Below are 14,224 nucleotides of genomic sequence, written 5' to 3'. Positions count from 1 at the left end.
GAGATTTAATCGCTAGAATTCAAACAAATCTATAAAAGCGCGCTATTTCGGAAATTAGTGTGAAACGCAGTGACCGAGTTTGAGTTCTAAGTCGCTGTATTTGTGACTAGGAGCAAGATAATGAGACAACTACCCTCGCTTAATGCAGTTCGAGTATTTGAAGTTGCAGGTACGCACTTAAGTTTCACCGCTGCGGCAAACATTTTAAATGTTACGCAGGGGGCGGTTAGCAAACAGATAAAACAACTCGAGGAGTATTTGGGTGTACCGCTTTTCAAACGCACATCTACTCGAGGGCTTCTTGAGTTAACTCCGATTGGCGAGCAAGTTCTCGACACAATTTCTCGTTCTCTTTCTGAGGTCGAGAAAGGATTAGAGGTCATACGGAACCCCAATCTTCAACAGCGATTAGTTGTTCTTGCTCCTCCAACATTTACTAGCCGTTGGTTGAGTGCTCACCTCGTTAACTTTGCTAAAGCATTTCCCCAGTATGACTTACAGATCTATAGCAAAAGAGAGCAAAGTACCCTATACGATATTGAAATCCTCTTTGATGAAGTCAGTGAATTCTACGCAAAAGACAACTTGTTATTTAAAGAAAAATACGTAGCAGTCTGTAATCAAGACCTCGTTACCGAGAGCATGAATATCGAGGCCCACACACATAAGATGCTCCATATTCGCCACCATGGTCATAACCTCCCGGCATGGAAAGACTGGCTTGAATCTGCCAATATTCAATTGACAGAGGGACATCGAAAAGGGATTTCGATGAGTACTCAAGAGCAGGTGATAAATACAGCGATCGCTGGTGGCGGATTCGCGGTAGTGGACCTCAATATGGTTTATCACTCACTTAAAAAACAGGAGCTAATCCAATTCCACCCTCTGCAATGTCGCAGTCGCTATGGGTATTTCATTCATGTCCCGACTCCCAAAGTCGGTACGAGTAAAGTTGAAGCATTTGTGTCTTGGTTGAAAGAAGAGTGCCTTAGCGTGTCGTAGATTCAATTTTTCAAACAACCACGATTGACAAGCAGAATGTAACTGGTTGTTTTTTATGAAATTAAATTCACCGTACATACAATAATGAACTAAACTCATAAATGCCTAACTTATATTCACTCGTGTTTTGTTGGCTTTTGAATCTAAATACTCAGGTCAACAAACAAAAATTAAACATTTCGTTTACATAATGCGAGAGGTGAATATGGAATACGTACAACTAGGTAACTCTGGCCTCAAGGTGTCTCGTTTGTGCCTTGGAACGATGAACATGGGCTCTAAGGAATGGAAGCCTTGGATCTTTAATGAGAAAGAGAGCGAGCCAATCATTCGTCATGCTATCGACCATGGTGTTAACTTTATCGACCTAGCAGACTTTTATTCATATGGGGCTGGTGAAGAAGTCGTTTGTAATGTACTCAATCGCATTGGTCAACGTGACAAGTTAATTGTCACAACTAAAGTTGGCTACCAAATGAATGATGACATCAACGCACAAGGCCACTCTCGCCAGCATATAATGAACTCCATTGATGCATCGCTAAAGCGCATGAAGATGGACTATGTAGATATTTACATGCTTCATTTCTTTGATGTAAACACTCCTATCGAAGAAACAATGTGCGCTCTGAATGATATCGTTCGATCAGGCAAAGCTCGCTATATTGGTGTTTCAACCATGTATACATGGCAGCTCGCTAAGATCATCCAGGTATGTGATCAAAACGGTTGGGTAAAACCTATCAACATGCAATTACAATATAATTGTGCTTACCGAGAGGAAGAGAGAGAGATGATTCCATATTGCCAAGACCAGGGCATCGGAGTGTCGGTATTTAGTCCTCTTGCTCGGGGTATCCTCACTAATGATATGCAGTCTAACCGAAACAAAACTGATTTCTTTACTGCCGAGATGTATAACGACAAGGCTTCATTTGATATTTCTACTTCTGTTGCCCGTGTAGCCCAGAGGCACAACGTAGCTCCCGCTCAGGTAGCTCAAGCTTGGGTACTATCTAAACAATACGTTTCCTCGATGTTAGTTGGTGCCGATACACCTGAACAATTCAACAGTGCCCTAGCTGCTTTGGAGATGAATCTAGATCAAGATGATATATTTGAGTTAGAACGCAATTATACGCCTTGCGATATAATCAACGATTACACCGCAGGAAATCGTATCCCTCGTGAAGCTCGCCTTCCTCAAGGTATTTACGCTAAATAAGCCTCATATAACATAATGTTCTTTGTTGATGAGTAAGAACTGAAAAAACGGTAGTTGATGGTATGATTAGATCGCCAAAAACTACCGTTTTTGTGTCTATTAGTCCTTCCCTACCTTCCTACTAAGAAGTTTTACAGATTATCAAGTCCCACAAAACTAACCCTTTAATAATAATTACTTTAAAGCCAGGTTCCACCGCAGTGTGAATGTCGTCGTTCATCAAGCTATGCTATGACTATTAGTTGCGAACTCTACATGAAGTTATGATGTTCGATATTCCTGTTGAGCTTGTGGTATAAAATCGATGGGTAAGCTGCGCTTCTTGTGGAATCCAACAAAGGGAATAGCCCAGGTCGATACATACTCATGGGTCACCAATTGCTTTCAAGGCTGTATCCAGAAACGGTTCCCAATGAAGCATACTTCGATTTGACCGGAGTAGGTTGGCTTACGATGAGTAAATTGATAAACACTGTCTTAGAATTATTGTACCAACGACTTCTTGAGGGTAGGGAACAGCTTATGATGGATGAATTCGCTAATTTTAAAGGCCATCGGTACGCGAGCGTCATCGTTGATGTAAAAGTCATTAAGCGCTCTGAATTTGTGTAAACCTAAGTTGAAAAGATATTCGCTCATTCTTTGGAAAACTCGGCGATAATGCTGCCAGCATTGAAGTTGTCATTAATGAGATGGACACCGTATTTGCTCTCGAAGTGAAGGTACATTACCCCAAAGGTCTTATTATCTATGACTTTTCATGTCGTGGTTAAGTTCGGTCGGGAGCTCATGGACAGTTTGTGCAGACCAAATTAAAAAGCAAAGTTGTGTTTGTTTCATGTCATTTAAATGGTTCATCGCGGATTAGCGGGAACTTAAAACAAAAACGGTAGTAAGTGATATGGTTTAGTCGCCAAACAAAAATCATACACAAACTACCGTTTCCATGCCGAATCATACTTTCCTATCTTCATTCTGGGAAGGCTTTCAAATAGTAAAGTCTCACCAGACAGCAACACTTATTACCCTTACTCTTAAACCTAACTCTGAAGCTAAATGCCTCTGTGGTCTTGAAGACGAAGCTATCCATGAGTATCAATGGCGTCATGTAAAGGATGCCATGTTACTCGGTGTTCCAGTTGAACTTTCCGTTCAAACTCGAAGGATTAAGTGTCGCGACTGCGGCATAAAAACAGAGTCTCTATCTTGGTTAGAGCCTTATGCTCGCATAACGAAGCGCCTAAAAAGCTATATAGAACAACTATTACCTCTTCTCCCTATTAAGCATATCTCCCAGTTAACGAGCGTTCATTGGCACACAATTAAAGAGATAGATAAACGCCGGCTTAGACAAGTTGTACCGTCAATAAAATGGGAAGACCTAAGGCAACTCGTCATGGACGAGTTCGCCATCTTTAAAGGACATCGATATGCCACGGTCATCGCTGATGCTAAGACTCACCAAGTCATTTGGATAGGATTAGGTCGTAGCCGCAAAGACATACGACCGTTCTTCGAGCAATTAGGCGAGCATGGGATAAATATCGAAGCCGTCGCGATGGACATGAATACGGCTTTCGATCTTGAAGTTCAAGCACACTGTCCGAACGCAAAAATCGTTTACGACTTATTCCATGTTGTCGCTAAGTTCGGTCGCGAGGTGATGGATAGAGTTAGAGTCGACCAAGCCAACAAACTTAAGCAAGACAAAAAAGCGAGGCAATGGGTGAAGCGTTCACGCTGGGTACTGCTGAAAAATAGAGGCAACTTAAATACACGCCAAGAAAGCTATCTTACTGAAATATTGAATATCAATAAGGACTTAATGACCACTTATATACTCGGAGCTCAACTCAAAGAGCTTTGGTATTGTGAATCAGAAGGGCGCGCTAAGGAGCTCTGGGACGCGTGGTGGGAACAAGTGCAAGAGAGTGGGATTAAGCCATTAAAAGAGTTCGCACGAAAACTCAGACCATATCTTCACGGGGTTATCGCATCGGCAAGTTATCCGTTAAATACCTGCACGCTTGAAGGGATAAACAACAAGATAAAGCTAATCAAGCGAATGGGGTATGGTTATCGAGATACTGACTACTTCTTCTTGAAGATAAAAGCGGCTTTCCCCGGAAAGCCGCGATGAACCATTTAAATACATGCACGTTAGAACGGAGTAATCACAAGATAAGCGACAAGGTATATGTTTACAGTGATATGAACTATTTTTCGTAAAATTAAAGCGGCTTTCCTATGGAAAACCGCGATGAACGTTATTTATAGTTTTTAATTACAAAAGATTACATATTTCGTCAGCTGATTTTTATTTAGCTCTCGATGTAGCCGATTCTTGAGTAGTTATGTTGTTCTTGAATGTTGATAACGATAGATCTGGTTCAGTGTAGTTAGAGCTGTCCAGTATCGGTTCTTCCGAATTACGCACAATTGTAATTAGTCGAATAAGTGAGAATAATGCGCCAATACATATAATCATTCCAGGTAGTCCTGCAAGGTTGAATAGCATCTTGATTGCATCTACGCCAATGTAGCTAGCGCTGATCCAAGCGATGAATGCGATAGAGCCTCCCCAGACCACCTTAATCCAAATTGGTGATGACATATTCTCTGATGATGCATCATTGATACAGAGAGAACCAATCGCATCTGTGTTGGAATCTGCTGCAGTAATAAAGGTGATGAAACAAGCAATAATGAATATAGAACTAACCGCAGTTGTTAATGGAAATTGTTCAAAAAGCACATAGATTACTGATGCGAATCCAGTCATTTTATATGCTTCGTATAAAGTTCCACCAAGAGTGCTATCTAGATATAAAGAGCTTCCACTAAATGTGCTGAACCAGAAAAATGCAAACACACACGGTAGCGTTACATTTACAATAATGAACTGACGAACTGTATATCCACGAGCGATCTTACCAAGAAATAGAGATGTGAGCGGCGCCCAAGCAAACCAACTTGCAAAGAAAGCTACCGTCCACCATCCTGGCCATTGAGAATTAGCAGCTGCACCAGTTACTAAGTTCATTGAGAACCAATTTGATAAGTATAATCCAAAAGTTTCAACGCCAAGTGATAAGATGTAGCTAGTCGGGCCAATGAAGAAAAAGAACGCTATTGCAATAAAATAAATCCACGTATTGATTCTTGATAGTATTTGAATTCCTTTATGAAGACCTGTAGTAGCTGAAAATAATGCTGAGCCGATGATGATTATGGCGATAATGCCGTATGTAATTGGTGATTTATTTATACCTAAAACACTTTGTGCGCCATCATTAATGATTAGTAAGCCTGATGTTAGCGTTGCGGACATGCCCATGACTACCGCAAACAAAGCTAGACCGTCAATGACGTCCGCTAACCTTCCATCCATCATTTTGCCCAATAGAGGTCTAAACATAGAGCCGATAGAAAACTTCATTTTGAGATTGTGAAGCGCAAGGGCAAATACAAGACTAGCCACAGTATAGATTGCATAAGGAGTTATGGTCCAGTGAACGAATATTGTGGACATCGCGAACTGAGCTGCTTGAGGTGTTTGTGCTTCAACACCAGAATGAGCAGGAGGGTTGTAGTAGTGAACAATAGGCTCCGCGACAGCCCAGAATAGGATGCCCATAGCAATCACAGTGGTTAGTGATACCGCAAACCACTTAAAGGGGGTGTAAATACGTTTGGCTCCTTGACCACCAATGACAACTTTACCCAAAGGTGATACATAAGCATAAGTCACAGCGCCGACCATGCAGACAGCGGATAAATTAAATAGCCAAGATAGGTTATTGATAATTGCATTATTCATTTCAGTAGTTGCTGAGATGAAAAATTCTTTATTAATTAGTGTGAATGTTATAGTGATAATCATACATATGATTGCAGGTAAGAATGTAGCCAGTCTTAAATTTCCCATTTTATATTCTCCTTTTTGGCAACGTGTGAATAATGTTACACAAAGGTTAATTCCAAAACTGAAATTTAGTATTTTAAGTATTACTTTAAATCATAGTGTGATCTTGATTTTCTGTAATAGATTGAATTTATTTCTCTTTTTAGTTTTGTAGTTTACTGTTTACCTGACGTTAGTGTGAGTTGAAGTGTTGTATATTTTTACTTAGTGTTCACCACCAAGGTGGAGTTAGGTTTTTACAAGAAATCACTCGGTAACAAAAGTAGCCCGTGGAGGGTACTCAAAGGAGTTATAGTGAACCTCTTTGATAATGACCAATTCCCAAATATGAAATTGGTACTCGCTATGCTGTTTTTGTATTGTTTTTTGATGGGTTTGATTGATTTTTTCTAGTATACTGTTGATTGTATTAGGATTTTTCCGGCCATATGAAAAGAGCTTAAAGCAGTCACTTTAAGCTCTTTGTTTAAATTGTGGTTTAGAACGCTAGATTGGATTACTGCAGGTACGCATTTAGCATCCACATTAACTTCTCTTGTTCACGGATGTAGTCACCCATAAGTGCAGCTGTACCTTCATCAGATGCATCTCCTGCCTGTTCAAGAATGCCGCGCTGTTTGAGCAGTAGCTCGCTGAAACCATTTACAAGACCAGTTACGCAGTCTTTACCTTGCGTGGCATTTTGATGTTCATTGATCGAACTTACTTCAAGATAGCGGCTGAAAGCGTGATCGGGAGTGTGGCCTAGTGTAAGGATTCGCTCTGCGATCTCATCAATCTTGGTTTGAAGGTCAGTGTAAATCTCTTCAAATTTTACGTGTAGTTCAAAGAAAGATTCGCCTTTGATGTTCCAGTGGTATCCACGAGCATTCATGTACAGCACTTGGTAGTGAGCAAGTAGCGAATTTAGTTCATGTGCAAGTTGTTGTGATTGTTGGTTATCGAGTCCAATAAAATTCTTAGTCATTTTGTATACCTTGTCTTGTTAGATTATTTTGCTTTGTTGGATACAGTTTATGTCGGACCTATGACTAAGGAAAATGGACTATTTCTATGTTTTTGATAGGTGAAAACTATCGTAAGTTTGGGTATTGAAAGATTATGGCTCGCAATGGCTTTTAATATAACGAACTGAATTTATTCTCTAGAAATTCGAGAAAAACTCTGACCTTCTCTGGAACATGACGACGTTCTGGGTAAACCGCGTAGATATTGTGATCAGGTAGACTGTACTCTTGAAGAACTTCTATTAATTGCCCTGAATCTAAGTGGTTATTTACTATAAAAGTGGGCATCTGGCATATTCCTAGCCCTTGCAACAGCATCTCGCAAATTGCATCGCTGTTGTTGACCACGAAGTTACCCTTAGGCTCCACTTTTAATTTCTCGTTATCACGATAGAAGGTCCACTCAACACCTGCTTGGAATAGGCTGTAGTAGATACAATTATGATCTTTTAAATCAGACGGTGTTTTAGGTGTCCCATATACGGCCAGATATTCTGGAGAGGCGCACACTACGCTATGGCATTTAGCGAGCTTTTTTGCAATCAGAGATGAGTCTTTGAGCTCACCAATACGGATACCGACATCGTAACCGCCTTCAATCATCTCTACGACTTTGTCATCCATGCTCAAGATCACTTTGATGTTTGGGTACAGGTCGAGAAACTCTTTTAGTAACGGGACTAAGTGCAATCTAGAAAACGTCATTGGAGCATTGATTTTCAATGTGCCTTTGGGTTTTCCCTGATGGAGGGTGGTTGCATTGATCCCTTGCTGAGCGATGAATAGGGCGTTGCGTGCATAGTCAGAGAATTGCTCTCCAGCTTCCGTCAGTGTGAGTTTACGAGTGCTACGGTGAAATAAACGCGTGCCAAGGTTATCTTCTAGGCCGGAAATACGTTTGCTGACTGCGGATTTTGTCATACTCAAACGTTCTGCCGCTGCAGAAAACGAACCCGACTCAATGACGGCGACAAAAACAGGTATGGCTGAAAATATCTCTCTCATTGTTGAATTTTACTCAACTTAGTTGTTATTAACTAACCATTATACTCGAACGGTCGACTAATTATAATCATGCCATCTTTAAGAGGGTAGATTATGTTAGATAAATTGAGTTTGAGCTTTTTGGCCGTATTCAGCGGCTTGTTATTAGCTCTGATGATTAATGTGAATAGTGAGTTAGGCGTTGCCACTTCTGCTTTCCAAGCATCCTGGATCGCTCATGGTGTTGGGGGTATTGTAGCTATTTTTCTGTATCTGATATTTAGAAGTCGTGGCAGGGCACATGAAAAGGTAGCGATAAAGAACCGATATTGGTTTGGAGGAATACCGGGCGCTTTTACCGTGGTTTTAGCATCAATAACAGTGCAGAGTGAGATTGGCCTTACTGGCACACTAGCTCTGGCGTTGATTGGGCAATTTGCGTTATCACTCTTAATTGAACACTTTGCACTGTTCGATCAGCCGAAAGTAAGACTGTCGCTCGCCAATCTCGTTCCTACATTGTTTGTTTCAGTAGGAGCACTATTGATCATTTACGGTAAGGTGGGCGGCTAATGATTTTTGTGTTTTTAGGAGTATTGAACGGCTTCTGTATCACCTTGAGCCGAGTGTTTAATGGGCAGCTTTCTGCGAAATATGGCGCTTTTCATGCGTCTTTAGTGAACCATGTTGTTGGCTTTCTGTTTTTATCGCTACTGTTGTTTACTGTGTCGGTGTCATTATTCGGGCCTGTGCAGGCCATGCCAAGCGACCCCGTATTATATCTTGGAGGCGTAATCGGTGCTTTATATGTCGCAGTTAACAGCTTCGTAATGGTGAGGTTAGGTTCGACAAACTCCATCGTTATGGTAGTTTCTGGCCAAATGCTATTCGGTCTTGTGATGGAAATGTCCACCAAAGATTTAGCAACTTTAAAAATACAGCTCATTGGAGCTCTGCTGGTGGTTTTGGGTGTGTTTTTGAAAGGACGAAATTCGTGATGGTATGTTTAACTCGCAGTGCTATGCATCGAGTGAGTGCCAAAACTGCGAGTTAAATTACGTACTAAGGGGTAAGACTCACTTCCATCGTCTGCAAATTCGCATTGATGCTTTGATCGCCTTTTAAGCGCTGCCAAAGAGGAGTGAGCAAATCCAGTTCTCGTTCACTTGGGTAGCGTTGAGTCGCTTCAAGTAGCTTCCACTCACCATTTGTGTCTTTCTCTGCAAATATGAACTCAAATGATAAATTGTTCGCCATCCCTAGACGTAAATCAGAGACAATTAAGGTGTCGTCCTCCACTCTGTAATTCAGATAACCGTGAGAAAATGCGTTGAGTCCTTTTAATGTGTTTGGTTTCTCTTCTAAAGGCCATTGTCCAAGTGGACGGGAGATAAAATCGATCCTTTGGTCTTTATCTAAAACTGACGCTAGTCCTTCCCAGTATTGTCCATCGTCCATCACGATAACGCGCCACAGGAAAGTGTTAAAAGCTGTTGGAGTAATCAGTACTTGTTGGCTCGGTAGTTTTTGGGTGATCAAGTTCTGTTCGACACGTTCAGCAATCACTTGTTGTGACACATAACCCCAGCCTAAATAGAGAGTCGATAGTAGAACAACATTTTGGCACCATCGCCCCCCTTTTTGCTTAGATATCAAAGCAACACCAATTGCTAGTAGGAGAGGCAAGGTGTACAAAGGGTCGATGATGAATACGTTGCGAAGCTCAAAATACCCATCAAATGGCCAAATGAGCTGGGTGCCATAGGTAGTCATTGCGTCCAGCAGAGTATGTGTCACTAACACGCTAACAGAGAGAAAGAATACTCTCGGCAATGTCCAGAAAGAGTCAGTGTATCGGCGGCAGTACAGCCATGAAATCAGCAGAGCGAAAGGTGGAAGCACGAGCAACGAGTGACTAAACCCTCTGTGCTTAATGGTATTTTGAACTGCGTCACCGTAATCTAATATGACATCCAAGTCAGGTAATGTGCCCAAGGCTGCACCTGCGAGTAGAACCTTTGCGTTACAGTGCTTTCCAGCAATAGCACCAGCGACCGTTGCGCCTAGCGCAGCTTGAGTAACAGAATCCATATTGTCCGTATTAATGTTGTTGAAAGGTTACGTTGACTCAGAAAGTAAATTGAAGGCGCTTGAGAGTCAAATATCTCAACTGCTCTGCAGCCCTAAATTTACTTACTTTTACAAAAGAGTTAGCTAGTAAGTTGTTCTGCCGGCTAACTCACATTGAAGTAGACCACCTCAATATACCCTTGGAGGGTTGGGTATATTGAGGAAGATGAATAGGGGACTGTGCGTGATTGACAAATGCCGATTAGAAATAGGGCAAAGGGGCACATTCAAGAGTAGCCCCATTAGTTTGTTTCTAGTTAAAACGGCTTCTCATCATTAGCAATAAGAAATAGCCACTGCCCATAATGGCAACCAATGTGCCCGCTGCTATGTTAAATGGATAAATTAGTACTTGGCCAAACCAATCAGCCCATACCATCAGCGTGACACCGACCAATCCCCCAACCAGAATTTGAGATTTTGCTCGTTTTGCACCAAGCATCATTGCCATATGAGGGGCAACTAAGCCAACAAAAGCCACCGGTCCCATTGTCGCGGTTGAGAAGGCACATAGTAGTGCGACTAAAGAAAGCCCGACGATATTAACTAGGTTGGCATTTAAGCCACGAGCATTAGCAAATTGTCGGCCAATGGCAATCACGGTTAACCAACGAGATAATAGAAGTACCGTCGTGACTAAAATTAGGCTTGCGATAAACAGCACAAATGACTGTTGTTGAGTGACGCGGTAACTTGAACCTGTTAACCAAAGCAAAGTTTTGTAGCTATCGCCCGTTCCTTTCGCGAGGGAGAACTGGATAAAAGCCTCCAGCATTGCGGTAAATGCGATACCCGACAGAATAAAGTTCGAAGGGTTAAAATTGTGCTTCTTACCAAGCAGAAGCAAAGCGATTAATACAGTGATACTTCCTACAAAAGCGACACTCCATTCAAAACCTGCAAAGGCACTGCCTGCCGCGATGCTGGTTGTGACAATCGCAAATGTCGCACCGGATGATACTCCTAAGATATCTGGGCTAGCGAGTGGGTTATAAACCAAACGTTGTAAAATTACGCCCGCAACAGACAACGCCATACCAACAGAAACCACCGTAACCAGTCTTGGAAGGCGTAATTGCCATTGATATTCACCAGGAATTGCGAACGCTAAACCATCGCTGCTCATCGTGGACAAAATGTACAACAGGCTACCAGCTAAACAAGTCAGAGCAATTAGGCTAACAACAGCTAAAGAGACTTTGCTTTTGCCACTACCCATTGAAAGATTGAGTTGGTCCTGAGCGGTAAGTGACCTGCGGCTAAACCAGATCAAAGCAGGCGCGCCGATAGCAGCAGCGGTAACGCCACTTGGGATCGTTTCGCCTAACCAGAAGGTGAGCGCCATCGCAAGTGTGTCTGTGAGAATCAGTAAGCTCGCTCCCAGAACCGCACTTAAAATGAGTTCTTGTCTTGGCGTTCTCGCTCCTAATGCACGTGCAATGTTTGGGGTAAGTAATCCGATAAAACTGATGATCCCGACAGCGGTAATGGACGCAGAAACCAACCAAATGCCCATCGCCATTAATAAACCAAAGGCAGGCAAAACTGGAAGACCGCGCGCAGTTGCCCCTTCTTGCCCCAAGCGAAGTAGAGTAAGGATACGTGGTGCGATCAATAAAATAATCAAAGCGACGACAGTTTTCGGCAGCAACCACTCAAACCAATCCCAATTGTATTGGGTTAAATCCCCTGCGCCCCACATAAATACGTTTTGTGCAAACTGAGAATTAAGCACTACGATCGCTGCGGCAATGGACCCAAGTAAGATATTTATCACCATACCGGACACAACCAGAGGCAGCCCTGTCATGTTCTTGATGCCTGCTATTGCGACAATCAAACCAAACGCAACCAGAGCGCCAACCATTGCGGCCAGTGCAGAATACTCGGCAACGTAATCAATAAACCAAACGTTCATGACGACTAATGCTAACCATGCACCTGACGAGCTGCCCAAAGTGAGTGGCGAGGTGAGGTTATTTTGTGTCAGTTGTTGCATCAAACTACCGACCAAACCAAGCATTGCACCAACTAAAATAGCCATCGCTAAACGAGGTAGCTGTGAGTCAACAAAGAAAATCTCGGCGAAGCTGGCGGCAGAACTCGGTGTAAGTAGGAGTTCAATTTGTGCAGAAAGTGAGAGCGAGGTGTCGATTTGCAAACTCAATAGCGCGAAGCAGAAAACCGCTATAACAGAAGGGGATATTAGTTTAATGTTCATGGTGTCTTCTTCAGTTCAAGCAAGCTGTCAGTCATGGCTTCTGCTAGATAAAGCAGTGACATAGCGCCGCCGTAGTTCCAAACAGAACGTACAGAATTTACATGACCTTTTTCTACAAACGGAAGGGCTTGCCATAAACGAGAGTCTTTCAGCTTATCTTCTTGTGGAAACGGTAAAACATAAAGCACGTAGCCATCATCAATCTTTTGTAGCGTGTTAACTCGTGTTTGCTTGATACCCCAAGCTCGAGGCTCTACTTGAATTGGGTTATGAAAGCCCAATTTAGATACAACGTACTGAGTAGATGAATTATCAGAATAAAGGAATATTGAGTTGAGCGTAGAAAAGCGCATCACCACTAAATCGGAATTAGGAGCATAGTACGGAGCAAGTTTTTCTCTCAGCTCTGTAAAACGTTGTTCAATGTGATCCAATTGCGCCTGAGCTTGATGTTCTCGGTCAAGCACTTTGGCGATGGTTTTGAAATGAGCGATAGCACTTTCTGCTGCGTTCTCATTCTCAGTGAAGTTGGGTAGAAAAATCACAGGAGCAATCTGTTTAAGAATAGGCAATAGATCTTGCTGTGGTGAGGCCGCTAGAATCAGGTCTGGCTTTAGTTTTGCGATCAGCTCAAGGTTTGGCTCTGAACGTGAGCCAATGTCGGTAATGTCAGTTGGGGCTTTTGGGTTTACCACCCATGATCGGTAACTCTCAAGCTCTGGACCACCCACTGGCGTTACACCAAGGGCAATAACTTGCTCGAGTAAATCCCAATTAAGTACAACAACCCTTTTGGGTGCTTGTTCAAACTGATGTGAGCCTGATGAGTCATGCACAATGATTGCAGCGTGAGCCAAACTTGAACTCAGCAAGTTGAATGCAAGCCAAAGCAGACAAATTGACTGGCTAACTAAGCGCATACAACCGCTACCTTCTTGCTGGTTTCTGTTTCGCTTGGGGTTGGGTGATCAATCAGCTTGATAGGCGACTCATAAAGATCCGACAGACGTTGCTCATCCAGTAAAATATCTGCGGAGCCTTCGAAAGCGATTCGACCTTTTTTCAATGCAACAATGTGTGTGGCATAGCGGAGTGCTAAGTTAAGATCGTGAAGAATCACAATGATACCGACATTTTCCGTTTTGTTTAGCTCGGATAACAACTGCATTAGTTGAAATTGATGGTGTACATCGAGCGCAGAAGTGGGTTCATCAAGGATTAGAATCGGTGATTGTTGCGCAAGTAGCATTGACACCCAAGCGCGTTGTCGCTCACCGCCGGAAAGTTGATCTGCCAGAGTATCTGCGAAACGCGTTACGCCTGTACGCGCCATAGCCGCTTCAATAATTGTGTGGTCTTCATCGTTCCATCGGCCGAGTGCACCACGCCAGGGAAATCGACCCAGTTTCACTAGTTCGCGAACGGTGAGTCCTGCCGAAGTAGGTAGCTTCTGTGGTAAGTAAGCAATTTGCTTGGCCAACTCTTTGGTTTTGTAATCTTTAAGGTGATTCGAGTTGAGCGATATACTCCCTTCATCAGGTGCCATCTGGCCAGAAAGGAGGTTTACCAATGTCGACTTACCTGATCCATTGTGGCCGAGTACGATAGTCAGCTCATTGGTTGGAATTTGCAGATCATCGACTTGAAGAATAGTGCGACCACCGCGATGAATCTTGATGTCTGAAAGTTGATACATAGATTTGGCTACTATTTTTTTGCTACAGATA

General features: G+C 42.6%; 12 protein-coding genes. 5 read left to right on the top strand and 7 right to left on the bottom strand.

Annotation, left to right across the window (positions count from 1 at the left end; genetic code table 11):
* Nucleotides 1–120 precede the first annotated feature (120 nt).
* From vsple_RS20900 to vsple_RS20890, 3 genes are all read left to right on the top strand, one after another.
* Nucleotides 121–1,005 carry a LysR family transcriptional regulator gene (locus vsple_RS20900; RefSeq protein ID WP_022593155.1) on the top strand — a complete coding sequence of 295 codons (885 nt, stop codon included), beginning with the start codon at nucleotides 121–123 and terminating at the stop codon, nucleotides 1,003–1,005.
* Between the two features lie 205 nt (nucleotides 1,006–1,210).
* Entirely contained in the window at nucleotides 1,211–2,230 is a 1,020-nt protein-coding gene (locus vsple_RS20895; RefSeq protein WP_261884324.1) for an aldo/keto reductase, read from the top strand.
* Between the two features lie 946 nt (nucleotides 2,231–3,176).
* On the top strand, nucleotides 3,177–4,370 hold the full coding sequence (locus vsple_RS20890; RefSeq protein WP_261883310.1) for an ISL3 family transposase: 1,194 nt from the start codon (nucleotides 3,177–3,179) through the stop codon (nucleotides 4,368–4,370).
* Between the two features lie 177 nt (nucleotides 4,371–4,547).
* Here vsple_RS20890 and vsple_RS20885 read toward each other — a convergent pair whose 3' ends face one another.
* From vsple_RS20885 to vsple_RS20875, 3 genes are all read right to left on the bottom strand, one after another.
* Entirely contained in the window at nucleotides 4,548–6,158 is a 1,611-nt protein-coding gene (locus vsple_RS20885) for a BCCT family transporter (RefSeq protein ID WP_261884323.1), read from the bottom strand.
* Between the two features lie 493 nt (nucleotides 6,159–6,651).
* On the bottom strand, nucleotides 6,652–7,122 hold the full coding sequence (locus vsple_RS20880; protein WP_261884322.1) for a Dps family protein: 471 nt from the start codon (nucleotides 7,120–7,122) through the stop codon (nucleotides 6,652–6,654).
* 151 nt (nucleotides 7,123–7,273) lie between these two features.
* On the bottom strand, nucleotides 7,274–8,167 hold the full coding sequence (locus tag vsple_RS20875) for a LysR family transcriptional regulator (protein WP_261884321.1): 894 nt from the start codon (nucleotides 8,165–8,167) through the stop codon (nucleotides 7,274–7,276).
* Between the two features lie 93 nt (nucleotides 8,168–8,260).
* Here vsple_RS20875 and vsple_RS20870 point away from each other — a divergent pair, with 93 nt between their 5' ends.
* Both vsple_RS20870 and vsple_RS20865 read left to right on the top strand, forming a co-directional pair.
* Nucleotides 8,261–8,719, top strand: a complete 459-nt coding sequence (locus tag vsple_RS20870; RefSeq protein WP_261884320.1) for a DMT family transporter — start codon at nucleotides 8,261–8,263, stop codon at nucleotides 8,717–8,719.
* Complete coding sequence (locus tag vsple_RS20865) at nucleotides 8,719–9,144, top strand: DMT family transporter (RefSeq protein ID WP_261884319.1); 426 nt, start codon at nucleotides 8,719–8,721, stop codon at nucleotides 9,142–9,144. Before vsple_RS20870 ends, vsple_RS20865 begins: the two co-directional genes overlap by 1 nt.
* A 64-nt stretch (nucleotides 9,145–9,208) precedes the next feature.
* Here vsple_RS20865 and vsple_RS20860 read toward each other — a convergent pair whose 3' ends face one another.
* The 4 genes from vsple_RS20860 to vsple_RS20845 form a co-directional block, all read right to left on the bottom strand.
* A complete protein-coding gene (locus vsple_RS20860) occupies nucleotides 9,209–10,237 on the bottom strand; it encodes a metal-dependent hydrolase (RefSeq protein ID WP_261884318.1) in 1,029 nt (342 codons plus the stop codon).
* Between the two features lie 292 nt (nucleotides 10,238–10,529).
* A complete protein-coding gene (fhuB, locus tag vsple_RS20855; RefSeq protein ID WP_261884317.1) occupies nucleotides 10,530–12,497 on the bottom strand; it encodes a Fe(3+)-hydroxamate ABC transporter permease FhuB in 1,968 nt (655 codons plus the stop codon).
* Nucleotides 12,494–13,417 carry an iron-siderophore ABC transporter substrate-binding protein gene (locus vsple_RS20850; protein WP_261884316.1) on the bottom strand — a complete coding sequence of 308 codons (924 nt, stop codon included), beginning with the start codon at nucleotides 13,415–13,417 and terminating at the stop codon, nucleotides 12,494–12,496. The genes fhuB and vsple_RS20850 overlap by 4 nt, the downstream gene beginning before the upstream one ends.
* Nucleotides 13,408–14,193 (bottom strand): ABC transporter ATP-binding protein, encoded by a 786-nt coding sequence (locus vsple_RS20845; protein ID WP_261884315.1) that lies wholly within the window; start codon nucleotides 14,191–14,193, stop codon nucleotides 13,408–13,410. The genes vsple_RS20850 and vsple_RS20845 overlap by 10 nt, the downstream gene beginning before the upstream one ends.
* Nucleotides 14,194–14,224: the final 31 nt, after the last annotated feature.

The sequence above is a fragment of the Vibrio pelagius genome (genome assembly GCF_024347575.1).
GTDB classification, from domain to species: Bacteria; Pseudomonadota; Gammaproteobacteria; order Enterobacterales; family Vibrionaceae; genus Vibrio; species Vibrio pelagius.
Note: the sequence above shows the minus strand (reverse complement) of the source record. Positions and strands in the feature narration are given on the sequence as shown.